Origin of the sequence: Pseudobutyrivibrio sp. UC1225, assembly GCF_900115215.1 — a bacterium.
Taxonomy (GTDB): Bacteria; Bacillota; Clostridia; order Lachnospirales; family Lachnospiraceae; genus Pseudobutyrivibrio.
This window is the reverse complement of sequence record NZ_FOVQ01000005.1, coordinates 75,196-99,054: the sequence shown is the minus strand read 5'-3', so window position 1 is coordinate 99,054 and position 23,859 is coordinate 75,196. Positions and strand designations below refer to the sequence as shown.

The 23,859-nt window shown below is 39.5% G+C and carries 20 protein-coding genes; 2 read left to right on the top strand and 18 right to left on the bottom strand.

What is annotated here, in order from left to right:
* Nucleotides 1–67: 67 nt before the first annotated feature.
* Together BMZ41_RS08205 and BMZ41_RS08200 are read right to left on the bottom strand one after the other, a co-directional pair.
* Nucleotides 68–589: a peptidylprolyl isomerase gene (locus tag BMZ41_RS08205; protein WP_090169515.1), complete on the bottom strand. Its 522-nt coding sequence runs from the start codon at nucleotides 587–589 to the stop codon at nucleotides 68–70.
* 115 nt (nucleotides 590–704) lie between these two features.
* Nucleotides 705–1,568 carry an Mrp/NBP35 family ATP-binding protein gene (locus BMZ41_RS08200; RefSeq protein WP_090528524.1) on the bottom strand — a complete coding sequence of 288 codons (864 nt, stop codon included), beginning with the start codon at nucleotides 1,566–1,568 and terminating at the stop codon, nucleotides 705–707.
* A 450-nt stretch (nucleotides 1,569–2,018) separates the two neighbouring features.
* On the opposite strand from BMZ41_RS08200, the gene BMZ41_RS08195 reads away from it, so the two are divergent.
* Together BMZ41_RS08195 and BMZ41_RS08190 are read left to right on the top strand one after the other, a co-directional pair.
* Entirely contained in the window at nucleotides 2,019–2,804 is a 786-nt protein-coding gene (locus tag BMZ41_RS08195; protein ID WP_090528521.1) for a threonine/serine exporter family protein, read from the top strand.
* Nucleotides 2,794–3,249 (top strand): threonine/serine exporter family protein, encoded by a 456-nt coding sequence (locus BMZ41_RS08190; RefSeq protein WP_090169509.1) that lies wholly within the window; start codon nucleotides 2,794–2,796, stop codon nucleotides 3,247–3,249. The genes BMZ41_RS08195 and BMZ41_RS08190 overlap by 11 nt, the downstream gene beginning before the upstream one ends.
* On the opposite strand, the gene BMZ41_RS08185 is transcribed toward BMZ41_RS08190, so the two are convergent.
* The 16 genes from BMZ41_RS08185 to BMZ41_RS08110 all read right to left on the bottom strand — a co-directional run bounded on the left by BMZ41_RS08185 (nucleotide 3,215) and on the right by BMZ41_RS08110 (nucleotide 23,859).
* Nucleotides 3,215–4,969: a glycoside hydrolase family 2 protein gene (locus tag BMZ41_RS08185; protein WP_090169507.1), complete on the bottom strand. Its 1,755-nt coding sequence runs from the start codon at nucleotides 4,967–4,969 to the stop codon at nucleotides 3,215–3,217. The two genes, BMZ41_RS08190 and BMZ41_RS08185, sit on opposite strands and share 35 nt — an antisense overlap.
* A 55-nt stretch (nucleotides 4,970–5,024) precedes the next feature.
* Nucleotides 5,025–6,386 carry an MATE family efflux transporter gene (locus tag BMZ41_RS08180; RefSeq protein WP_090528519.1) on the bottom strand — a complete coding sequence of 454 codons (1,362 nt, stop codon included), beginning with the start codon at nucleotides 6,384–6,386 and terminating at the stop codon, nucleotides 5,025–5,027.
* A gap of 214 nt (nucleotides 6,387–6,600) precedes the next feature.
* Entirely contained in the window at nucleotides 6,601–7,647 is a 1,047-nt protein-coding gene (locus BMZ41_RS08175) for an electron transfer flavoprotein subunit alpha/FixB family protein (RefSeq protein ID WP_072918639.1), read from the bottom strand.
* An 18-nt stretch (nucleotides 7,648–7,665) separates the two neighbouring features.
* On the bottom strand, nucleotides 7,666–8,448 hold the full coding sequence (locus BMZ41_RS08170; RefSeq protein ID WP_028246262.1) for an electron transfer flavoprotein subunit beta/FixA family protein: 783 nt from the start codon (nucleotides 8,446–8,448) through the stop codon (nucleotides 7,666–7,668).
* Nucleotides 8,449–8,487: 39 nt separating this feature from the next.
* Nucleotides 8,488–9,657: an acyl-CoA dehydrogenase gene (locus tag BMZ41_RS08165; RefSeq protein ID WP_072918642.1), complete on the bottom strand. Its 1,170-nt coding sequence runs from the start codon at nucleotides 9,655–9,657 to the stop codon at nucleotides 8,488–8,490.
* Between the two features lie 23 nt (nucleotides 9,658–9,680).
* Nucleotides 9,681–10,553, bottom strand: a complete 873-nt coding sequence (locus tag BMZ41_RS08160) for a 3-hydroxyacyl-CoA dehydrogenase NAD-binding domain-containing protein (protein ID WP_090163742.1) — start codon at nucleotides 10,551–10,553, stop codon at nucleotides 9,681–9,683.
* 41 nt (nucleotides 10,554–10,594) lie between these two features.
* Nucleotides 10,595–11,797, bottom strand: coding sequence for an acetyl-CoA C-acetyltransferase (locus BMZ41_RS08155; RefSeq protein WP_090528516.1), 1,203 nt, complete (start codon nucleotides 11,795–11,797; stop codon nucleotides 10,595–10,597).
* Nucleotides 11,798–12,217: 420 nt separating this feature from the next.
* Entirely contained in the window at nucleotides 12,218–13,219 is a 1,002-nt protein-coding gene (locus tag BMZ41_RS08150; protein WP_090169501.1) for a glycoside hydrolase family protein, read from the bottom strand.
* Between the two features lie 235 nt (nucleotides 13,220–13,454).
* Nucleotides 13,455–15,575: an HAD family hydrolase gene (locus BMZ41_RS08145; protein ID WP_090528513.1), complete on the bottom strand. Its 2,121-nt coding sequence runs from the start codon at nucleotides 15,573–15,575 to the stop codon at nucleotides 13,455–13,457.
* 5 nt (nucleotides 15,576–15,580) lie between these two features.
* Entirely contained in the window at nucleotides 15,581–16,693 is a 1,113-nt protein-coding gene (gene glf, locus BMZ41_RS08140) for a UDP-galactopyranose mutase (RefSeq protein WP_090528510.1), read from the bottom strand.
* Between the two features lie 12 nt (nucleotides 16,694–16,705).
* A complete protein-coding gene (locus tag BMZ41_RS08135; protein ID WP_090528507.1) occupies nucleotides 16,706–18,949 on the bottom strand; it encodes a polysaccharide pyruvyl transferase family protein in 2,244 nt (747 codons plus the stop codon).
* Nucleotides 18,950–18,989: 40 nt separating this feature from the next.
* Nucleotides 18,990–20,138: a glycosyltransferase family 2 protein gene (locus BMZ41_RS08130; RefSeq protein WP_090169494.1), complete on the bottom strand. Its 1,149-nt coding sequence runs from the start codon at nucleotides 20,136–20,138 to the stop codon at nucleotides 18,990–18,992.
* 31 nt (nucleotides 20,139–20,169) lie between these two features.
* Nucleotides 20,170–21,258 carry a glycosyltransferase family 2 protein gene (locus BMZ41_RS08125; RefSeq protein ID WP_090169492.1) on the bottom strand — a complete coding sequence of 363 codons (1,089 nt, stop codon included), beginning with the start codon at nucleotides 21,256–21,258 and terminating at the stop codon, nucleotides 20,170–20,172.
* Nucleotides 21,259–21,273: 15 nt separating this feature from the next.
* Nucleotides 21,274–22,326 carry a glycosyltransferase family 4 protein gene (locus BMZ41_RS08120; protein WP_090528504.1) on the bottom strand — a complete coding sequence of 351 codons (1,053 nt, stop codon included), beginning with the start codon at nucleotides 22,324–22,326 and terminating at the stop codon, nucleotides 21,274–21,276.
* Nucleotides 22,323–23,087, bottom strand: a complete 765-nt coding sequence (locus BMZ41_RS08115) for an ABC transporter permease (protein ID WP_090169488.1) — start codon at nucleotides 23,085–23,087, stop codon at nucleotides 22,323–22,325. The genes BMZ41_RS08120 and BMZ41_RS08115 overlap by 4 nt, the downstream gene beginning before the upstream one ends.
* A 10-nt stretch (nucleotides 23,088–23,097) precedes the next feature.
* Nucleotides 23,098–23,859 (bottom strand): ABC transporter permease, encoded by a 762-nt coding sequence (locus BMZ41_RS08110; RefSeq protein WP_090528501.1) that lies wholly within the window; start codon nucleotides 23,857–23,859, stop codon nucleotides 23,098–23,100.

Sequence of the window (23,859 nt, the reverse complement as noted above, 5' to 3'; positions counted from 1 at the left end):
CGAAAAAAACGACACGCCAAAAGCGTGCCGTTATAATACCATGATATTTTATAAATTGCAAATAGAATTATACTGTCTCTGGCTCTGGATACTCAACACCGAAAGTCTCAACTGTAACCTTCTTCATCTTCTGCTCCTCTGTTGGGCGATCTGACCAATCTGTAGGAACCTCTGCAATCTTATTAACAACATCCATACCCTCGATAACCTTACCGAATGCAGCGTACTCGCCATCAAGATGTGGGCTTGTCTTGTGCATGATGAAGAACTGGCTTCCTGCTGAATCAGGAATCATTGTACGTGCCATTGAAAGAACACCTGGCTCGTGCTTAAGGTCATTCTTGAAACCATTATTTGAGAACTCACCCTTGATAGAGTAGCCTGGGCCACCCATTCCTGTTCCGTCTGGATCTCCACCCTGAAGCATAAAGCCATTGATAACTCTGTGGAAGATTACACCATCATAGAAGTTGTGGTTGATAAGGCTGATAAAGTTATTAACTGTGTTTGGAGCGATCTCAGGATAAAGCTCAGCTTTCATGATATCGCCATTTTCCATCTCAATTGTAACTACTGGATTCTGTGCCATTTTTCTCTCTCCTTTAATCCGCTGGTCACGGCTACAAGCCTTAGTATTTCTCCGCTCATCTAACACGATTCGCTTGAGAAATCTAAGAGCTTGTTTCCTACCAGCTCATCTAAATTTATAAATTCTCTAATATCTCTTTCGCACTAACGAGGTACTCGTTTTCTACGTCAAAGATACGACCTGCATCAGCTGCTGTAGCAAATGCTCTATCCATTGGAAGCTTTCCAATAACTGGGATATTAAGACCAGCAGCAACCTCATCGATATGACTCTCACCGAAGATTTCAATCTTCTTTCCGCAGTCTGGACACTTGATGTAAGAGTAATTCTCTACAAGACCAAGAACTGGGATATGCATCATATCAGCCATGTTGTAAGCCTTCTTTACAATCATCTGTACAAGCTCCTGTGGGCTTGTAACGATAACGATACCGTCTACTGGAAGTGACTGGAAGCAAGTAAGTGGAACATCACCTGTTCCTGGTGGCATATCTACGAAGAGATAATCAAGCTCGCCCCATGCTACGTCTGTCCAGAACTGCTTTACAACACCTGCGATAACAGGACCTCTCCATACTACTGGAGACTCCTCATCATCAAGGATAAGGTTTACTGACATAATCTTTGTGCCATCCTCAGCAATCTCAGGAAGCATCTCGCCCTCTGCGCTTGCTGCTGCAGGACCATGAACACCAAACATCTTTGGAATAGATGGACCTGTGATATCGGCATCAAGGATACCTACCTTATAGCCAGCACGTGCCATAACACCTGCAAGTGATGATGTGATGAGTGACTTACCAACGCCACCCTTACCTGAAACTACACCGATTACATGCTTAATATTTGAATTAGCATTTGGTGCCTCAAGAAAAGCTGTATTTCTAACTCCAGCCTTTGCTGCCTCTGCTGATGGGCATCCTTCACAGGAGCCACGTGAGCAGCTGCTTGCTGAAGAACATGAACTATTCTCTGCCATTATTAGACCTCCTACTTTGTATTACTTATTATATATTTACATATCTTATATGAAAAATATCCGCAGAATAGTATAACATAATCGTTTTCTTTTTTGAGTATATTTCTTAATACATCTCTTATATTAATTTACAAAAAGTCGGATTTTTATACCGTTGATTTATGTATCAACTTAAATATTCAGTTATCCACATTATCCACAATTATGTTTTCTGAATTGAGGATAAGTTCAATCATGTGTGCAAATAAGTGTTAAATATCTGAATCTTCTGTCTCCTGAATCTAGAAACCACAAGGTCTCAGCAATCTTTTCAACCCAAGTGAGTCATAAATCAACGAACAAATTTTTCCCACAAAGTTATCCACAATCGTTAAATTTATCCACCGGTGTTGAAAAAAAAACAAATTTCATACATAATCATTTTGAGAAATAATTTCTAAGGGAGACACTATGACAGATACACAAAAAGTCTTATCCTTTGCTGTTGAATTAGGAGATATTCTCCTGCGAAATGGCGCAGAGGTTTACAGGGTAGAGGACAGTGTCCTTGCCATTTTAAATTCATATGATATTACTGACTGTGACGTTTACGTTCTCAGTAATGGAATTTTCGCCAGTGCAGATGAGGTGACAGAGCATGCCAGCTCAATGATTCGTCATGTACCTATGTACCCTATGCACTTAGCAAGAATTGCAGCGCTTAACAGTCTTTGCAGAGAAGTTTGTGCTAAGAACATTTCTATAGAAGATGCTTGGGTAAAGCTTGCAGAATATAAAAAGCTTCCTTGCTATAATCTTCCTATCATGATACTTGCAACAGGAATCGGCTGCGGTGGCTTCGCATACCTTTTTGGAGGTACTGCATTAGACGGAGTTATCGCTACAATTGTTGGATGTCTACTTCGCATATTCCTTCATTTTGAAGCAGGAATGAACAATTCCAAAACCGTCACTAATGTTCTTGGAAGTATAGTTATTTCTGTATTGGCCTTTGCCTTTGCTTTTACAGGACTTCCTATCCATTCCGATAAGATTATCATTGGCGGAATCATGCCGCTTGTTCCTGGTATTCCACTTACAAACAGTATCAGAGACTTCATTAATAGCGATTATCTTTCAGGCTCAATAAGATTAATTGACGCCCTCCTCACTGCCTTCTGTATCGCAGTTGGCGTAGGTATTGTTATCACAATAGTTCAGATTTGCGGAGGAGGTGCCTTCTTATATGTACGTTAATTATATTATTGAATTTGTAGTCGCCATGGTGGCAACGGTTGCCTTTGCCATCGTCTTCTCGGCTCCTCGTTCTGAGCTTTGGTATTGTGGTATTTCAGGTGCCATCGGTTGGATTTTCTATTCAATTATTTCCAACGCACTTGGCGCTCCTACTCTTGGAAATGTTGTCGGTTCTTTAGCCCTTACCTTCTTTTCAAGAGCTATTGCCTCAAAAAGAAAGAATCCTGTCACCGTTTACCTTATATCAGGAATTTTCCCATTGGTACCCGGCGCAGGAATCTACTATACTTCATTCTATTTAATCATGAATGACATGAACAACTTCAGTCAGTCAGGTCTGTCTACACTTAAGACAGCTGGTGCTATCGTAATGGGAATCATTCTTGGAATGGCATTCCCACAAAGCTGGTTTAATACAGTTTTTGCACCTTCCGATCGTAAGTAATGAGGCCGTTGACCTCATCCTCTATATCGGTGGCCTGAGTAAACACAGCACCTGCAAGTCCCTCAAATTCGAGGGACTTTATTTTTGCCATCAATTCGTTGTAGGCATCCTGCAAATCCTTCTGATGACTATATTTCTTATAACCGTATACTACATCTCTGGTCACATGATTTCCCACCTTAAGTGAGAAACCTCCATATTCTGATATAACATAAGGTCGCTGACCAAGCTTTACCTTAAGCTCTTCGAAGTATTTATGTTCAGAGAAAACATCTCCGCATCCCTCATGGAACCAGCCTGAGGCAGCATCTATAGGTCTTGTATCATCAAATTTCAACGCGAATTTCAGACAATCATTAGCATCAAACTGACCCCAGCCTTCATTAAAAAGGCACCACTGTCCCAGGGATGGAACATTTCTCAGCTGCTCCATAATTTCTCTGCATTCTTTATGCCAAACTTCCTTGGATTTTGCTGTATTTCGCCCTGTAAATCTCAAGAAAAGTCGATTTTTATCCTTTGTATTTCCAAATGGACGCACCACTGTAGGAATATTGCAAATCATGTTCATATCGTACTTTGTACCGCCATTTACAATATCCTGCCACACTATCATTCCAAGTCTGTCACAGTGGAAATACCAACGCATAGGCTCCACCTTGCAATGCTTACGAATCATATTAAAACCAAGCCCCTTAATGGTCTCGATATCATAAATCATTGCATCATCGCTAGGTGGCGTCATGAGACTCTCTGGATAATATCCCTGGTCCAAAACTCCATTCATAAATAATGGCTTGTGATTCAAACTTAGACGTGGAATAGCCTTATCATCTTTCTCTACTCCAAAATGCCTCATAGCAAAATAAGTAGAAAAACTATCTTTACCATAGTGTACATTTATGAAATAAAGCTGCGGATCTTCCGGTGTCCAAAGCTTATAATCGTTTAGTTCAATTCTCACAAGCAGTTTGTCATCGCTTATCTTATCTACGCTAAACTCTTTTATTAAATCAGGATTTGATGTATCTATCTTCACCTGTCCCTTCATCTCTGAAACCTTAAGCTCCAGTGTGAGTCTGTCGTTATCGATATCTGGCGTAATGAGAATCTTGCTGACGTAAGCATCAGGCACCCATTCCATCCATACTGTCTGCCAGATTCCACTCTGGGCGCTGTACCACATTCCGCATGGCTCAAGGCTCTGTTTTCCACGGGCATAACCCACCTTATCTGTATAATCACGAACCTTTACCTTCAGCTCATTATCTCCCTCCACCACATAATCAGTAATGTCAAAGGTAAAGGAGGTATACCCTCCCTCATGTATGCCAAGATTTATACCATTAAGAAATACCTGAGCCACCTGATCAACGGCTCCAAAATGAATCAGAAGATGTTTATTATTCTTTATCTTATCAATATCAAAAACCTTGGTATACTCAAGAGTCTCTTCTGGAAGAAGGATATGCCTCTCTGTCCCTGAAAGCCTTGTTTCAGGAGAAAATGGAACCTCTATAGGACCGGCACATACCACCTGCCCTTTGCCATCTATAATGCGATAATCCCACTGACCGTTCAGATTTATATAGGATTTACGCTGCATCTGAGGGCGCGGATATTCCTGCAGACCTGTATATTTAAAGTCTGTGGAAAGCTCATATCTTTTGGCGTTTTTATCCGGCTTTGCGATAGCGGAAAGCATTTCCTTCCAATACATAAATCCCCTCCATAATAATCCGCATCAGATAACTGATGCTCATCTATATACCTTTTTATATACGTATTTCTGATGACTTCTTCGCTACCCATTTACGATACAAAATTGTAAGGCAAATGGCGTGGACGGTTAACGTCAGCAACCAGCTACCAGGGTATGAGAAGAACAAAACATTTTGTGTGTGATGAACCTGGAAATATGTGGCTATCCAAATGAGTCTTGTGACACAAGCTCCAAGCAATGAGACTATCATAGGTAATGTGGAATTGCCCAAGCCGCGGAGTCCGCCTGTAAGTGTATCCATGACTCCACAAAGAAAATATGGGCAGCAAACCCAGAATAGACGAAGTGTACCAGCAGCTATGGCGTCTGGGCTGTCTGTGTAAATGCCAAGAAGTGTTCCTGCAAATCCATGGGCAAGATTTCCCATAACAAGACCTACAACAGTAACAATTCCAAGGCATTCAAAGATTACACGTTTAACTCGCTTCTCATCTCCTGCACCATAGTTCTGTCCTACGAATGTGACACAGGTCTGAGATACAGAGTTCATTGAGATATATACGAATCCCTCGATACTCCCTGCGGCTGATGAGCCTGCTATAACGGCTGTACCGAAAGAATTAATTGCTGATTGAATAACTACATTTGACAGTGAAAATACAGTACCCTGAATACCTGCTGGAAGACCTATACGGACAATCTTTCTTAGAATCCTTCCATCTATTGAAATCTTTGGGATTTCAAGCTTCAGAGCATCCTCCTGCTTCATAAAGAAGCCTACAAGTAATCCACAGGAAATATAGTTGGATGTAACTGTGGCAATGGCAACGCCCGCCACTCCAAGCTTAAATACAATTACTAAAACAAGATTAAATAAAACGTTAATTATTCCTGCGATAGTAAGAAAAATAAGTGGGTGCTTTGTATCACCTGATGAGCGAAGTATTGCCGCCAGAAAGTTGTAAAGCATGATAGCTGGCATAGCTACGAAATATATACGTACATAGAGAGCTGCCAGCGAAATAACATCTGCTGGAGAGCCCATAAGCTCAAGCATTGGTCTTGCACCAACTGCTCCTATAAATATAAGAATAATACCGCATATCAATGAAAATGCCGTGCTTGTATGTACCGTCTTTTTTACATCGTCTATATGTCCTGCGCCATAAAACTGAGCTGCACAAACATTAGCTCCAACAGACATACCTATAAACAGGTTTGTCATAAGATTTATCAATGAATTAGTGGAACCTACAGCTGCAAGACTGGCTTCGCCCGCAAAACGGCCCACAACAATTACATCAGCTGCATTAAAAAGGAGCTGCAACACACCTGACAAAATAATAGGGATAGTAAAGATAATTAATTTGCCCAAGAGAGGGCCATGAGTCATATCGATTTTTGAACTGTTCATATGTTGATTTTACCACTTATAAATACTAAAGGCGAGTCCAATGGACCCGCCTCTAAAAAAATTAAAGAAAGAAATTATAGGAAAAATCTAATCATACTCTGTATGAAGAGATATTGCCCCTTTTTTTAGGAGACAATCCCATTTTAAGTTCACCTTCGGTGAAGGGATTGTCGGGGTTCACGATTTTTCTTCGTAAACTCGATAAATCGTGAAATTAGTTCTGAGCAGCGAGCTCAGCCTTAAGAGCCTCTGTAAGAGCTGGAACGATCTTGTTAAGATCTCCTACGATACCGTAATCAGCTACATCAAAGATAGGAGCTGTCTCATCCTTGTTGATAGCGATGATGATATCAGACTCTTCCATACCTGCTGTATGCTGGATAGCACCAGAGATACCGATTGCAAAGTATACGTTAGGACGTACAGTCTTACCTGTCTGACCTACCTGAAGATCCTTTGGCTTCCAGCCTGAATCTACAACGGCACGTGAGCAAGATACTGTTCCACCAAGAACCTCTGCAAGATCCTCAAGAAGCTTGAAGTTCTCTGGAGAACCAACACCACGACCACCAGATACAAGGATCTTAGCATCCATGATATCTACTGTGTTTGTAACGTTCTTAACGATGTTAAGGATCTCAACGAATCTGTTGTTCTCCTTAAGCTCTGGCTTGAAGTTGATAACCTCAGCCTTTCTACCAGCCTCCTTAGGAAGCTTCTGCATAACACCTGGACGAACTGTAGCCATCTGTGGACGGTTGTCTGGGCAAGCGATTGTAGCGATTGTGTTACCACCGAATGCTGGACGAGTCATAAGAAGCTGATTGTGCTTCTGCTCCTGTCCTTCCTTAGCTACGAGTGGGAAATCACCAATCTCAAGTGATGTACAGTCAGCTGTAAGACCTGTCTTAACTCTAGCTGAAACTGTAGGACCAAGATCACGACCGATTGCTGTTGCACCAACGAGCATGATCTCTGGCTTGTACTCATTAATATAAGCTGTAAGAGCCTGTGCGTATGGCTCTGTACGATATGTTTCAAGTGCTGGATCGTCAATAAGAACAACCTTGTCTGCACCGTACTCGCCAAGCTTATCTGCAAGACCTGCGATATCCTTACCAAGTACAACTGCTGTAACGTCTGTTCCTAAATCTGCTGCAAGCTCATGTGCCTTGCCGATAAGTTCGAAGGCAATTGAGCTAAGTTTATTATCAACCTGCTGAGCGAATATAGCTACGCCCTTGTATTCTTCTAATGACATTCTTTTTGCCTCCTCTTATTAAATTACATGCTTCTCTTTAAGCTTGTTCATGATATACTCTACTGACTCCTTAGGGTCAAGAGCTACCTTCTCGCCAGCTCCCTTACGAACCTTGTCAGAAGCCTTAGCGATCTTTGTTGGAGAACCAGCAAGACCGATGTTAGCATCATCAAGATCTGTAAGATCATCACGGCCCCATACAGTAACTTCCTTGTCATATGCATCAAAGATGCCGCCTGGAGTCATGTAACGTGGCTCATTTAACTCTGAAAGTGCAGTAATAAGACATGGCATCTGAGCCTTTACTTCATGATATCTGTCTTCATACTGACGCTTAACAATTACGCTGTTGCCTTCAACCTTGATATCCTCTGCATAAGAGATAACTGGAAGTGCAAGGTGCTCAGCGATCTGTGGACCAACCTGAGCTGTATCACCATCGATAGCCTGACGACCTGTGATAATGAGGTCATAATCAAGCTTCTTAACTGCTGCTGCAACTGTTGAAGATGTAGCCCAAGTATCAGCACCACCAAGGCGTCTATCTGTAACAAGAACTGCCTCATCAGCACCCATAGCAAGTGCTTCGCGGAGCATATCATCAGCCTTTGGAAGTCCCATTGTAAGAACTGTAACCTTTGCGCCTGTCTCATCCTTAATTCTAAGAGCAGCCTCAAGACCTGCCTTATCATCTGGATTCATAATTGCGAGCATTGATGCTCTATCAAGAGTTCCATCTGGGTTAAACTTTACGCCGCCCTTTGTGTCAGGAACCTGTTTAATACATACTACGATATTCATGTATTTAATCTCCTTTTATTTACACGATAATAAACAATCTTATTTAAGCATAGCGCCAGAGATAACAAGTCTCTGAACCTCAGATGTACCTTCGTAGATCTCTGTGATCTTAGCATCACGCATCATACGCTCAACATCGTACTCTCTTGTATAACCGTAACCACCGTGAAGCTGTACAGCCTTTGTAGTAACAGCCATAGCTGCCTCAGCTGCGAAAAGCTTAGCCTCAGCTGCCTCGATAGAGTAGCTTGTCTTGTGATCCTGTGTATAAACGTCCTTTGTGCAAGCAGCGTTGTATACAAGATACTTAGCAGCATCCATACGAGCCTTCATATCAGCAAGCTGGAATGCTGTGTTCTGGAATGCAGCGATTGGACGACCAAACTGCTTTCTTTCCTTTACGAACTCGATTGTTGCATCGATTGAACCTTCGCCAATACCAAGTGCCTGAGCAGCGATACCAATACGTCCACCATCAAGTGTGTGCATAGCGATACCAAAGCCCTTGCCTCTTGCGCCGAGGAGGTTCTCCTTTGGAATACGGCAATCCTGGAAGATAAGCTCGTATGTAGAAGAAGCACGGATACCCATCTTCTTCTCCTTTGTACCGAATGTAAATCCAGGTGTATCCTTCTCAACGATGAAAGCTGAGAACTTCTTAGACTTACGTCCCTTAGCATCCTCAACGATATCTGTTACAGCGAATACGATGTAAACATCAGCTTCCTTACCGTTTGTGATGAAGCACTTAGAACCGTTAAGTACCCAAGAATCTCCATCTTCGTCAGCTCTACACTGAGCGCCCTGTGCATCTGTACCAGCACCTGGCTCTGTAAGTGCGAAAGCACCAAGCTTCTTACCACTTGCAAGTGGTACTAAGTACTTCTGCTTCTGCTCCTCTGTACCGTATGTGAGGATAGGATCGCAGCAAAGTGATGTATGTGCAGAAACGATAACACCTGTTGTACCGCAAACCTTTGAAAGCTCCTCTACGCACATAACGTATGTAAGAACGTCACAGCCCTGTCCGCCGTACTCCTTTGGAATTGGAATACCCATGAAACCGTACTTCATCATCTTCTCTACGTTTTCACGTGGGAACTGCTCTGTCTCATCAATTTCCTGAGCCATTGGCTTAACTTCGTTCTGAGCGAACTCTCTGAACAACTGTCTAGCCATCTCATGCTTCTTATCTAATGTAAAATCCATGATCTGAATCTCCTTTTTTTTAATTACTGTGCATCAACTGCTGTCTTAGTACGATCTGCGTTGTATACGTAGAATCCCTTACCAGACTTGCATCCAAGGTTACCACCACGAACCATCTTACGAAGAAGTGGGCAAGCACGATACTTGCTGTCACCTGTCTCGTTGTAAAGAACGTCCATGATTGCAAGGCAGATATCAAGACCGATGAAATCGCCGAGCTCAAGTGGTCCCATTGGGTGGTTAGCACCGAGCTTCATAGCAGCATCGATACCAGCGATATCAGAAACACCTTCCATCTTGATGAAAGCAGCTTCGTTGATCATTGGGATAAGGATACGGTTTACTACGAAACCAGCAGCCTCGTTAACCTGTACAGGAGTCTTTCCGATCTCCTCAGAAATCTTCTTGATAGCATCTACTGTCTCAGCAGGTGTGTTAACACCAGCGATAACCTCAACAAGCTTCATTCTGTCAGCTGGGTTGAAGAAGTGCATACCAATCATTGGACGGTTAAGACCGTTACCAATCTCTGTGATTGAAAGTGAAGATGTGTTTGAAGCGAAGATGCACTCTGGCTTAGCAATTTCATCAAGCTCCTTGAATGTTGTCTTCTTAACTTCCATATTCTCGAAAGCAGCCTCAACGATAAGGTCACAATCCTTGCAAAGGTTCTCCTTGAGACCTGGTGTGATCTTAGCGAGGATAGCATCTACTGCTGCCTGCTCCATCTTTCCTTTTTCAACAAGTCTTGCATAACCCTTAGCAATCTTGTCTTTTCCGCCTTCAGCCCACTCCTGCTTAATATCGCAAAGAGCTACTTCATAGCCATCAACCTGAGCGAATGCCTTAGCAATGCCCTGGCCCATTGTACCTGCGCCAATTACGCCTACCTTCATTTTAATGTCCTCCGTATATTTAAAATTAAATACTTTCTAAATTAACCTTCATACTTCTCGATAATAGTAGCACATCCCATACCACCACCGATGCAAAGAGTAGCAAGACCCTTCTTGTACTCTGGGTTGTGAATCATATCGTAAATAAGAGTTACAAGGATACGAGCACCTGAAGCTCCAACTGGATGTCCAAGAGCGATAGCACCACCGTTTGGATTGAGCTTGTTAAGATCGAAGCCAAGCTCCTTACCAACTGCTACAGACTGTGCTGCAAATGCCTCGTTAGCCTCATATACATCAAGATCATTGATTGTAAGACCAGCCTTAGCAAGAGCCTTCTTTGTTGCTGGAACAGGACCAACACCCATGATCTCTGGAGCGCATCCGCCAAGAGCACCAGCTACGAATGTAACGAGTGGCTTAACACCAAGCTCCTTAGCCTTCTCCTCAGACATAACTACGAGTGCAGCTGCACCATCGTTGATACCTGAAGCATTACCAGCTGTAACAACTCCGTCTGGATAAAGAGCCTTAAGCTTAGCAAGACCTTCGATTGTTGTACCAGGTCTTGGGCCTTCGTCTGTATCGAATACGATTGTTTCCTTCTTCTTCTTGATTTCTACAGGAACAATCTCATCCTTGAATGCACCAGCTTCGATAGCTGCGCAAGCCTTGTTCTGAGAGTTAACAGCGAACTCATCAAGCTCTTCTCTTGTAAGCTTCCACTGCTCAGCTACGTTATCAGCTGTCTTAATCATATGGTAATCATTGTATGCATCCCAAAGAGCATCCTTTACCATTGTATCTACTAAAGCACCCTGGCTGTTTGATGGCCATGTCATTCTATAACCATAACGACCATTTGGAAGTGCGAATGGAGCTAATGACATGTTCTCCATACCACCTGCTACTACTACGTCTGCATCACCTGCAATAATCATCTGTGCTGCCTGGTTAACACAGTTAAGACCAGAACCACAAACAACGTTTGTTGTAACTGCTGTTACTTCATTTGGAAGACCAGCCTTTAATGTAGCCTGACGAGCAACGTTCTGTCCAAGACCTGCCTGGATAACGCAACCCATGTATACGTGATCTACGTCCTCTGGCTTGATACCAGCTCTCTTAACTGCTTCCTTAATTACGATAGCACCTAAGTCTGCTGCTGGAGTGTTGCTAAGTGATCCGCCCATTGTACCAATGGCTGTTCTACATGCGCTAGCAATAACTACTTTTTTTCCCATGTTTTTCTTTCTCCTTTTTAAGAAATACTTTTTGTTTGTTTTCGGTCGATTGCGGGCATTACTTTTAAATATCTCAGCTCCTTTTATTACCAGCTTGTGCATTTTGTACAATTTAGCACTACTCAAACTGTTAATTTTTTAACGAGCTCGGACAAAAAAAATAAACCTCAATACGCCGTCGATGGTAAAATCTTATCATATGTGAGACACATTTTCAAATAAAAATTTTCACAGAATAATCACAGAATAAGTTATTTTCAGAATATATCAATTCTATTCGTTCAATTCTCACACTCCGCTCGTTAAATAATTATCAAAAAACCTTGATTTTACGCAAAAATGGAAACCGCAGTATATATCTACGGTTTCCAAATTGTGTCTATACGTATGAAAATTTACGTTAAATTCTTAACAAGCCATTTAAAAGGCCACCGCCGTAAATCTGTAAGTAAACAGATTTTGACTCCAGGTTCCTATCTCATCTGCTGTTGATACATATAATACCCTTGCTGCCAGTCTTCCCGAACCATCTCTAGAGAAGCAGCCATTGTGATTACGTCCATGACCGGTAGTCTCTGCTCCAATCAATGCTATTCTATCCCATGCCAAGCTATCTAGTGATTCGAAGGTTCCATTCCATGGCGCCATATAAACTGATTGTGTTCCAGATATAAAGTTCAAAGCTCCACCAGGGAAAGGATGTGTGTCACAGGTCATATATAATGCATCATCTGTAAAGGCAAAATCAGCGTTGCTTATAAAGTCATAGCTGCATGTAATCTGTTTCTTTCCAAGATGCTGTACATTTCCTAAATCAGTGCAGTCTAGTTGTTCTACAAAGGTTGTGGTCTGGGATACAGTTCCGCTGGTATAGAACAGATAAATTATACCGTTATAGTTTATCAACGATGGCTGACCTACGCCCCAGTGTCCATCTCTGATAGCTTCTACTACACGTCCAGTTTTACGCCAGCTTGCCAGATTATTTGATACTGCAAAGCCAATTTCATTAGCGGTGCAATCATATGTGGCACAGCCTAAATATGCCATCAAATACTTATACGGTTTTCCCATATAAATAAAGTTACCTTCTACAACAGAGGGATCGCATACCTGCACAGAATCCCACGAACCTGCCGTGGTAGACATGACTTTAGTTTCATTAAAGCATATGCCATCCTTTACCTCTCCGGGCGTCGCCTGATTAGAACAATACAGTACCTGTCCGTTTATGCTGGTTGGACAATACTTGTAAATTCCCTGCATTGCCAAAGGCACAGCATCTTCCTTGATACTAAGTAAATAGGATGAATCAAGATAGCTTTTAATGGCTCCCACCGCACTAAAAATAATAATACTTGCAATGAGAGTACCGCCTAATAATGAGCGTAAATTTTTCTTTTTAAATAGCTTATTCCACATAACCTGTTCCTCCCAAACTACAGGGGGATAAATAATAGTTCTTTTACAAAGAATAGCATGTGAAATAGCTTAAAAACGGAAGTTCACAGTAGTTATACCAAAGATTAACCTTCTATTAATAAATATTTAACAGAACTTTCAGAAACGAAAATTTTCTGTTGCTTTCCTACCGATTTAGTATCATTTATATAAAAAACACCATGTGTCCGATTTGACACACGGTGTTGATAAATTTTTATACGACATTTGGTTCCAATTTAAATTTATCTCGTATAGTTTTAAGATATACTTCTTTGTTTCCAGATGCAGCAATTAATGGTGAATATGCATCTCTACCGCTGATTCTATACAGCTGTTTATATAGACCATTCTCTGGTGAACCAAAGGAGGCAAGGTAGTCTTTACAAAAATCAAAGATTCCCTGTTGGGTTTCTTTTATGCCATCAAGATTATCATCGTAATCTCCAAAATCATAACCTATCGAACCATTCTCCAACAATTTAAAGCCCTTAAATTGCTTTGTAGGAGAGCCAAGAATTAATTCCCAGAAAACGTTATAATCCTTTGACGGATCATGCTTTTTCAACAGGTCACGATTAAAGCTCTGAGAATATAGATAAGCGTTCATTACGCCTGTTTGAAGGAAGGTTTCTGTCTGATAAGGTTCAGCATTATGAACCGTGTTGGTACCCGCAATCATGCCTACGATGTCGCAAGGAATATCCCACTTTTCGCGGCACAAACGGCGAATAGCTATGGCACCACTACCAGCCCAGCCAATATCCACCAGGAGTGCTTTTTGACAGCCAGCAAACATTTTCTCATAGTATCGTTTTGCAGCCTTGTCTCTCTGCTGATAAAGAGTCACAATTCTATTGGCATTCTCTTCCAGGAACACTCTTAGAACCTCAACATTCTTAACAGTAAGTTCATCCTTCAAATGAATCTTAAGCTGTCGTCCCTCTTTGCCAATTAAATCAACTTTTCTATTTCCTATTGTGTAACCATCAACTTTATCTGCAAGGACATCCAATTCCATGGATGATATTATCTCAGAAATCTTATAATCCTGGTCAACTTTATGGTAGAGGAAACGGCGGTAATAATCATTTTTATCCAAATCAAAAGTAAGGATCGTGGCAGCCTTTCTAGACCAATAGGCATACTCTATTTTTCCAGAAGCTTTATCCTCTGGATACATCATTTCATATACCTGTTTTAAGGTATCTCCATCACGTGATAAGAAAACCAACTTATCTACATTGTGAAGCTTTGCATATTCGTGGATATACGAACAATACCCCATGGCAAAAAGTCCACCATAAATATATCCGTATTCGTACTCCATAGAAGCGGCCTTTTCATCCGTCGCCGAATAGATGCGATTATTTACAATACCTCTGTAAGCTCCGCCTATAATAGGTGACATATCAAAGGTCCTGTATAGTAAGGTCGATCTGTTTACATTTGGATAATACAGAGTTTTGAAGCCACTCTTCTGGGCCATCTTTATATCACTGTGAGTGTTATCGCCCACATGGATATAAGACAAATCCTCGCCCACCTTTTTCTTAACCACTTCATAAAGACGTCCGTCACTTTTGCTCTTATGATATTCGTTGGAAATGAAAATATTCTCGTATCCGGAATAACCATTTTTCTCAAGCATCTTGATAAGGAAATCCTTGGTCAAATACATATCCGAAGTAATAACGATTCGCTTTCCCATTTCCTGAAGGCGCTTAAAAACTTTAAGCATAAATGGATTAGCGTAGCAAAGATCATATTCCAGCTCTTCTTCGATGGCCTTTCCTCTAGCTGCATCCAAACCAGTAATATCGTACATACGATTCCAGATGTCATTTATATCAATCTCGTAATCAACGTACTTCTTTTGTTTTTTCAGCTTATCGGCTCTGATTATTCTTGCCTCATATTCAGCACGCGCTCTAAGATCTTTGAAGTTGAGGAAATCTAATCTGCAGCCAATCAAATAAAACAAATCTGCTGGTTCAGAAAAAGGTCTGAATATCAAAGTGTCAAAAATATCAAAGGAAATCACATCATACCCTGAAAGCTTTTCCACAAAACTTTCGACGGTTATATATGGAAATTCCTTCTTGAAATGTCCCATCTCAGAAGTCTTATATTCCACATTTTTGTACTCATAGGTCTTGGTCTTATCATCTTTCCCAAGGAAATGCATAAACAAAACATAGTAAGCAAAATTGAGCCAAAGAAGATATAACCAGGACAGCACCTTAACGATTCCTGTAGAGCTGTCATGAATGGCATGATATCGCTGTCTGATGCCTATATGTTTATTAACTAATGCGTTATAAATTTTTAGTCTCATAATTTTTATAATTCATTCTCTGAAAACTTTAACGCTGAATCAATGACGGCATCCATATCGTAGTACTTATACTCTCCTAAACGACCACCAAAGAGAACCTTTTCTTCCTTGTCTGCAAGCTCTTTGTACTGCTGGTATAATTTGCCATTCTTTTCATCATTAACTGGATAGTATGGCTCGTCACCTGGCTTCCATTCTGAGCTATATTCACGGCTGATGATGGTCTTAGGAATATCATTACCTTCATCATCTTTTCCAAACTCAAACCACTTGTGCTCGATGATTCTTGTCCATGGAGTCTCTGCATCAGTGTAGTTGACTGCTGCATTACCCTGGAAGTTTGGCTTATCAAGTGTCTCATTTTCAAATCTGACTGAACGATACTCAAGTGTACCAAGCTTGAAATCATAATATGCATCAATAGGACCTGTGTAGACTACCTTCTTTGCAAGTGCATCGAGCTCTGCCTTGTTCTCAAAGTAATCTGTATTGAGACGAACCTCAATGCCCTCAAGCATGTTCTCAACCATCTTTGTATATCCACCTACTGGAATACCCTGATAAAGGGCGTTGAAGTAGTTGTTATCAAAAGTAAGTCTTACAGGAAGTCTTTTGATAATGAATGCTGGAAGCTCTGTACAAGGACGTCCCCACTGCTTCTGTGTGTATCCCTTGATAAGCTTTTCATAAATATCTGTTCCAACCAGTGAGATAGCCTGCTCCTCAAGATTCTTAGGCTCTGTGATACCAGCCTCTTGTCTCTGCTGCTCTATCTTTGCTGCAGCCTCCTCAGGAGTAACCACGCCCCACATTTTGTTGAAGGTATACATGTTGAATGGAAGAGAATAAAGCTCTCCCTTATAGTTTGCTACAGGGGAATTAGTGAAACGATTGAAGGTAGCAAACTTAGTAACATAATCCCAAACATGCTTCATGTTTGTGTGGAAGATATGTGCACCATATTTGTGCACATGAATCCCCTCAATCTTCTCTGTATAAACATTACCTGCTATATTAGGTCTCTTATCAATAACGAGAACCTTCTTACCTGCGTCTGTTGCCTGTCTTGCAAATACAGCTCCAAAAAGACCTGAGCCTACAATCAAATAATCGTACATTGTCTTACACTCCTATCTGTTTTTTAATGCCGCTACTTCTTTCTCTAAAGACACTATACGTCGAAGCATTGAATACATTGGTGTCTCTGGTTTTACTGGTCGCTTTATAGCTTCGTCCATCCATGTTATTCCACGGTTAATCTCATATGAAAGTTTTTCGTTAACAGGTGCGTAATCAATATCTGCAAGTGCAACTACATCATCCTCTCCCTGATTTGGAAGAGAAATAATTCTTTCATTTAATCCTAACAATCCACCTACAGTGGTAAATCGGTCTAAGCCCCTTGCCACATTTCCAATGGCAACGTAATTTTTATTGTATTTGATTGCAAGGCAAACACCATGGTGTGAATCTGTAAACATATATTCGCATTTACGAATCGCATTTACGAAGTCTTCCACTGAAGCATTATCAATAATTCTTCCAACAGTCCACTTATCACGAGTATACTTAGCTTCGCGCATTCCAAGAATTGTAATAACCTCAAGATTACGCTCTGCTGCAATTCTTTCTGCAATCTTAATCTTTTCGTCAGTAGGATCAAGCACATAGCAAAACAGGTACTTCTCTGGAAGATCATTCACTGTTGACTGCTCTGCAATTTCGTCATATACATCTGTATCTACCCAGAAAATTGGGTCGATTATCTGCTGAGCCTCTACGCCAAACACTTCTTTGCAAATATCTACACCACTTGTTTCTCTGACACTTACAGCATCAAAGCTATCAAGCAAAACAGATGCTTCCATTCTCAGGTTGGCATCCTTTGAATATTTGCCAGCGCCAAATGAAGGTGCACATGCAATCTTCTTTTTTCCCTGAGCTACGAAATCAAGGAAGAATGTATGTCCTACAAGCTTTGTTGTAGACTCTCTCCACATCTGGTCTGAGCCAAGCATGAAGGCATCACAAAAATGATTCATTTCATGCATATGCTCTTTGTCTCTCTTTTTAGCAATACGAAAATGCTTTCCGATAAAGGCTTCAACATTCTTTGTATCATCATCCCAAGGTGTTCCATCCAGCTTTGGAATAGGAATAAAGATAGAAGCCTTGCCCATCTTCTCTAACACCTTTGCAAGTGCAAAATATGTGAGAGCACTTCCGTAATTTGATGCAAACCACCAGCCTACAAGACCGAAATCCCATCTTCTTCCTCTGCCATACCATAACGCATTGTGATAACCCATGGAATCTAAGTGAGAGAAGAAGAACTTTCTTGCTGGGCTCTGCTTCTGAGGGAAATTGATATTTCCGTTATACTTTCTGATTTCCTCCAATGGAATCTCTTCGCATAATGTGATAATATTCTTTAACTCTGTCTGAATCTTATTGAATATCTCTTCACCCTTTTCAGAATTTACCAGAACTAAAGAGGTTCCTATACCATCACTATAATCTTTATTTATGCGTGAAACCTGCCATGCATCACCCATGGTGATGTCTGAAACACGTTCTGCACAAGCGTACTCACAATGAGCACAATTATCTCTATTGATAACACCCTCAAGGAATCCGTTGTACCAGAAGCATTCGTTGTATGGCTGTTTCTTGACTGTTCCATCCTTAAAATATGCTACAGCTGGCGTTGACCACTTATAAAAATTCTTATCTCTGAAATCCAGCTTTTTAAGCTCTTTTCCTTCTGTAAATTCCTTGAGCCATGCCTTATAAGCCTTAACAGAATTTGCTGCGTGGCAAACAAAATCCACTAATAATAAGTTGTCGTATTCTTTGCCAAGATATGTTCTCAATCCAGCGATTTCACAAGGAGTTCCTGTATAAAGCACCTGACGTCCTGCTTCAAGTAACTCCTTTGCCTCCTTATATGTATCTCTTGTCTCACAGAATACATACTTAGAACCTCTCATTGGAGCAATCTCATCGATAGTCTCAGCTTTTGTCATGTATACGCTTTTAAATCCATCTCCATATACTGCACCAAAAACTGCACCACCCTGACCAATGACATAAGTAGCTAATAATGAGAATAATCCACCTGAGGAGCTTACTTCTCTAATCTGCTGTGTAGCCATAAATGCGTATGCCTTAGGTGTAGGATATTTCTCCACTGGATGTATAACCTGACATGCCTTTGCGCACTTACCACAATTAATGCAGGCGTCAGTTACTACTGGATATAAAAATCCATCGTTGTCATACTCTAGTTTGATGGCATCCACAGGACATGCAACCTTACACGCCCCACAGCCAGTACAATCTATTCTTTTAACATTAATAATTGATTTATCCATTTATATCATTCCATTCTTTTCTTAGTATCGTCTGTGTCGATTAAAAAGCAGACAAGTCTAAGCGCTTGCTTTCAGGTGTTAATATTCTTCCAATCTTAAATGCTCTTGATTTAAGAGTCTCCTGAACCTCATAATTATCATGCTCAATCTTTTTTATTAATCTGGCTAACTCTTTTTCTTCTGAATAATCGTTTAGAGTCCATTCACGCATCTCATCGTAATGGTCAATCTCATATTCAAGAATGATATAAGCACCCTCGTGATTTTCCTTTTCAAAAAGGTCCACAAATTCCTGAGCATATTTTTTTCTATACTCTACAGGGAAATCTATGATAGTCCAATAAATGAAACTAACAGCCCATGTCCAAAGCTCATCCTTGTTTGAATCATAGTAGCCCATGTCCTTCCACTCACTTACGACTTTTCGAATGATTTCAAAGTGCATTTCAGTTTTCTTAACACGTCTGTGGCTATACAACTGCATTAATGATGCATTTTTAGTAATTCTGTAGTTGTATAACTTGTCCTCAATAACAAGAACATTTTTAGCACGTGGCACGTAACCGAATTGGAATATCTGATCCTCTCCCAAATTCATTGTTTCATCAAAGAACAACTCTGTAGGATTTGTTAGTAATTCTCTTTTGATTAAATGCAACCAAAGGAATGGCTTGGCAGCCTTTTCTCTAAAGATTATTTCACTTGGTCTGCAATTAATATGCTCGCTGTACTGTGTAGTTAACACTCCTGAAATGTAATCATTAGGCTCGCCAACAACATTTCCACCAAAAATAACCAAATCCCAACTATTATTTTCTTTTATCTTGTTCATGAGAATCTCATATGCGTTGTATTCCAGATAATCATCTGCATCAACAAAGCTAATGAAATCACCAGTAGCCTCTCTTAGTGCAGCATTTCTGGCAGCAGCAGGCCCTGAGTTCTTCTGTTTAATAATTTTGATTCTGTCATCCTTCTTGGCAAATAACTCCAATAACTCCAATGAATGATCAGTAGAACCATCATCAACACAGATGATTTCAAGATGCCAGTATGACTGGTTTATAATAGTTTCCAAACATTTTTTTACGTACTTCTCAGCGTTGTATACAGGAATAATTACTGATATTACAGGATTGTATTCACTCTCTACGTCATTTGATTCATTAACCATTACTTCATTATCCATAACCTTTATTTCTCCGTTCTATTTTTTTCGATTAATTAACATGTAGTAATTCTTTTACTTTAATGCCTCTCTTAAACTCTTCTGAATTTCTAATCTTCATAAGCTTTTCATGGCACTCATTGTATTTATCTCTATATCTAACCGAACAATCCTCAATCATAAATAACTTTGGAGAGTCAATAATACGATTCACCTGCATGAAAATCCATGGATCAAGAGACTCAATTCTCAATAATGGGTCCTTTAAATCTTCTTCAAATTCCTTACTTATATGCTCTAAAAACTCAAGCTTGTAGTCGATAGCCACTCTGTTGTATGAGTTCAGATAATTAAAGAGCTTCTTCTCAAAGAAACGCTTATGTACTTCCTCGCCAAACTCCTTGTGACTATCTAATATTTCACGCATGAATTTGTACTCATCGCAAATGCAGAAAACCTTCTTCTTATTGTTGATAGAAGAATTTGGGTTATCCTGTCTGTAGTAGTAGAATGCCTCATTAATGAACACAATTTTACTAGCCAAAGATATTGCCTGAAACCAAAATCCATTATCCTGAAAACTAGCTCCAGGTGTTTCGTTATGTCTAATGTTATTCTCACGTAAATATTCTGTCTTATATATGCCAGTCCAGTTCATCATTGTGAATGTGAAAATCTCAGGACATACTGTAACGTTCAATACTCTGTTGTAGTACTCCTCAGGACATACTGGCTGGAATGTGCTTCTATTCTTTCCATTCTTTGTAGAGAAGATATAATGGTCAGATTTAACTACGTCTGCATCGTACTTTTCAATAGAATCAAATAATCTCTCAAGCATATGCTTATCAACATAATCATCTGACTCGATGATACAAATGTATCTACCCTGTGCAGCATCCATACCAACATTCATGGTATTTCCATATCCAGAATTTGCCTTGGTTATAACCTTAATTCGCTTATCCTTCTTCTCGTATTCACGTAAAATATCAAGTGAATTATCAGTGGAACCATCATTTACGCAAATAGCCTCAAAGTTCTTGAATGTTTGATTTAAAATACTATCCAGGCATTCTCCCAAATATGCAGCCACATTACACACTGGCACAACGATAGATATTTCTACATTTTCATTCATTTTTCAAAATCCTCCCTATAATGAAAATTTTATTTTATAAATATTATGTTTAAGCTGTTTTTTATAATTCCTTAAGGATGCTTTTCTTTTATATCTTTTATAATTTTTATTCCCCTCATAGCTTATTAATGACCGATTCTCCATGAAATTCATTATTCCATCTGCAAGTTCACGTTCATCTTCTGTTTTAAGAATCATTTTTGGATTATCAACGACATATTTAGCTCCTGTGTTTTCAGTCACTAATAATGGCTTTTTTAACATGGCAGCCTCCAATGCCACCAATGAACAGGATTCATCTCTTGAAGCTACAATGAACAGGTCCATTGATGCATATAAATCAAACAGTGTACTGACATCCTGAATCTCACCATGATATTGAATACATTTGTGATTCAAATTATCTGATGCATAGCTTTCTGCCCACACTGGAATTCTTCCAATTACGTGCAGCTCAACACACTCCTGTTTTTCCTCAGGCAATAAGTCCAAGGCCTTTACCACAACATCTAAACCTTTGCGATATTCCACTGTTCCTGCGATACATAATCTAAGCTTTGTATCTGAGCGTGGTTTTCTATCCACTAAATATCTATCTACATAGTTAGGTAGAATATCCAGTTTATTGAGACTATATTTTTCTAATATCTTCTCTTTTGCGTATTCGCTGACACACCAATATCTTTTAATATTTAAAAAGTCATCCAGATTAATATCACAATCATCAATCAGGTCACTAATATTGCCTGCCTCATGAATATACAAAACGGTGTTAACAATTCGTTGGATGTAGCAGGCTATCTCTGAGCAAAAAATTGTATGACAGATACATAGCTTATACTCACTTAGCAGATCTTCTAATTCCTGACCTGCATCTGCTGGGAAATTGATATTTTTAACCTCAAAGCCATCCCGGCTAAACTCAAGTGCAAATGGCCCCTCATTTAATGTCCAAATATCAACCTGGTATCCCATTTTTCTCAAAACCCGTGCCATTTTTAGGGTGGCAACAGGTGAACCAGAGTATGTCATTTCAAAACTTACTAATAATATTTTTTTAGAAATCATAGCATGCTTACACAACTGTCCTTCTTTTTATCAAATAAAAGACGAGATAAAACCAGAAGCACCACAAACCAACCTAAAAACTTGCCCCATACAGACCAATGTGAAGGTAGTCCATACATAAGATTATTTCTATACAAAAAGATTGATAGGAAAATCGGATTATACGTCAAAATATATCTGATATTCTCCGGATAATTAGCCATCGGCAAAAATGTACCTGATACAAATACCAACATGGACATTAATACAGAATACAAGTACTCAATGTCACCAAAAAACGTATAACAAATTGCTAGAATTCTTCCTATGCTAGTTATAATACTGGCGGTAATAATTAATATAGGGATAACAAAAATAACTCTCCAGGTTATGTGTACTTGATAATATATACATATTGGGATTAGCGCTATAGAGGAGAATAAAAACTCCCTAAAGCCTGAGTAAATGCTATTTACTACAAACACCTCAATAGGTAATTTAGTTTTTATCAACAGATTTTTATTATTAACTAGCGATTTCATCGCACTCTTGGTTGCAGAATTATAAAAATTGTAAATTGTGATTCCGGTGAAAACGAAAACTGGGAATCTATCTATATCATGAATAATGATATTGTTGTAATAGGTAGATAAAATCACCATATACAACAGTGGATTTAACACATTCCAAACAACTCCCAAATTAGTCTCTGAACTTTTTTTTCGTTGTTCTTTGTATCCAATTTGCTGCAGAACAAAAAAATATTGTTTTACTCTTTCCATACTTCACCCACTATATTTTTTTAATAATGCTATTCTCTGCCAGCTTAAATATGATTAAACCAATTAATAACGCCCCAATTGCCCACATAAACATCGCCATCAATTGGTCCACTTCACATGTTCCATTTATAATGCTTTTACGTGCTATATCCGGATAGATAAATAAAGGATTATGTGCTGTGAATTCTCTCACAGAATCAGGATATCTCTCTATTGGATAAAAAATGGCAATCATATGAACTAACATAACAATAATATTTTGCCAAATAAATTTTATATCCTTGTAAAATACATATATCGTAGCTAGTAGGAATGAAATACCTATAGTAAAAATCAACTCAAAAATCACATCTATAAAAAATACAACAACCGTCCATTTAATTTGAACTTTGAAAAATATAAGCACGAGTAGTAATGCTATTGAGGAAAATCCAAGATTTACCAATGACGTATAATCACGCGAAAGAACAAAGACCTCTCTAGGAAGCTTTGTCTTTTGAAATAATAATTTATTATCTTCAAATGCTGTCATGGCAGTAGTAGTAGCAATACTAAACATAGACCATGTTGTATATCCTGTAAGATAATAAACTGGGTATGATATATCATTTAAAGTAAAGCCACTAAAAACTGCTGTCATAACAAACATAAACAACAAAGGTTGTAATACGCTCCAAAGAATGCCTAATACTGATCTGGAATATTTTCTCTTTATTTCTCTAGATGTAAGTTCTCGTATTACAAAGATATATTGCTTCAATCCATATTCCAT

Excerpts from the sequence above, each read along its gene's own strand:
- BMZ41_RS08110 (WP_090528501.1), bottom strand. The coding sequence starts at position 23,859 with ATGGAATATGGATTGAAGCAATATATCTTTGTAATACGAGAACTTACA.
- BMZ41_RS08195 (WP_090528521.1), top strand. The coding sequence starts at position 2,019 with ATGACAGATACACAAAAAGTCTTATCCTTTGCTGTTGAATTAGGAGAT.
- BMZ41_RS08175 (WP_072918639.1), bottom strand. The coding sequence starts at position 7,647 with ATGTCATTAGAAGAATACAAGGGCGTAGCTATATTCGCTCAGCAGGTT.
- BMZ41_RS08200 (WP_090528524.1), bottom strand. The coding sequence starts at position 1,568 with ATGGCAGAGAATAGTTCATGTTCTTCAGCAAGCAGCTGCTCACGTGGC.
- BMZ41_RS08165 (WP_072918642.1), bottom strand. The coding sequence starts at position 9,657 with ATGGATTTTACATTAGATAAGAAGCATGAGATGGCTAGACAGTTGTTC.
- BMZ41_RS08160 (WP_090163742.1), bottom strand. The coding sequence starts at position 10,553 with ATGAAGGTAGGCGTAATTGGCGCAGGTACAATGGGCCAGGGCATTGCT.
- BMZ41_RS08135 (WP_090528507.1), bottom strand. The coding sequence starts at position 18,949 with ATGGATAAATCAATTATTAATGTTAAAAGAATAGATTGTACTGGCTGT.
- BMZ41_RS08180 (WP_090528519.1), bottom strand. The coding sequence starts at position 6,386 with ATGAACAGTTCAAAAATCGATATGACTCATGGCCCTCTCTTGGGCAAA.
- BMZ41_RS08170 (WP_028246262.1), bottom strand. The coding sequence starts at position 8,448 with ATGAATATCGTAGTATGTATTAAACAGGTTCCTGACACAAAGGGCGGC.
- BMZ41_RS08145 (WP_090528513.1), bottom strand. The coding sequence starts at position 15,575 with ATGAGACTAAAAATTTATAACGCATTAGTTAATAAACATATAGGCATC.
- glf (WP_090528510.1), bottom strand. The coding sequence starts at position 16,693 with ATGTACGATTATTTGATTGTAGGCTCAGGTCTTTTTGGAGCTGTATTT.
- BMZ41_RS08190 (WP_090169509.1), top strand. The coding sequence starts at position 2,794 with ATGTACGTTAATTATATTATTGAATTTGTAGTCGCCATGGTGGCAACG.
- BMZ41_RS08125 (WP_090169492.1), bottom strand. The coding sequence starts at position 21,258 with ATGAATGAAAATGTAGAAATATCTATCGTTGTGCCAGTGTGTAATGTG.
- BMZ41_RS08120 (WP_090528504.1), bottom strand. The coding sequence starts at position 22,326 with ATGATTTCTAAAAAAATATTATTAGTAAGTTTTGAAATGACATACTCT.
- BMZ41_RS08185 (WP_090169507.1), bottom strand. The coding sequence starts at position 4,969 with ATGTATTGGAAGGAAATGCTTTCCGCTATCGCAAAGCCGGATAAAAAC.
- BMZ41_RS08130 (WP_090169494.1), bottom strand. The coding sequence starts at position 20,138 with ATGGATAATGAAGTAATGGTTAATGAATCAAATGACGTAGAGAGTGAA.
- BMZ41_RS08155 (WP_090528516.1), bottom strand. The coding sequence starts at position 11,797 with ATGGGAAAAAAAGTAGTTATTGCTAGCGCATGTAGAACAGCCATTGGT.
- BMZ41_RS08205 (WP_090169515.1), bottom strand. The coding sequence starts at position 589 with ATGGCACAGAATCCAGTAGTTACAATTGAGATGGAAAATGGCGATATC.
- BMZ41_RS08150 (WP_090169501.1), bottom strand. The coding sequence starts at position 13,219 with ATGTGGAATAAGCTATTTAAAAAGAAAAATTTACGCTCATTATTAGGC.
- BMZ41_RS08115 (WP_090169488.1), bottom strand. The coding sequence starts at position 23,087 with ATGGAAAGAGTAAAACAATATTTTTTTGTTCTGCAGCAAATTGGATAC.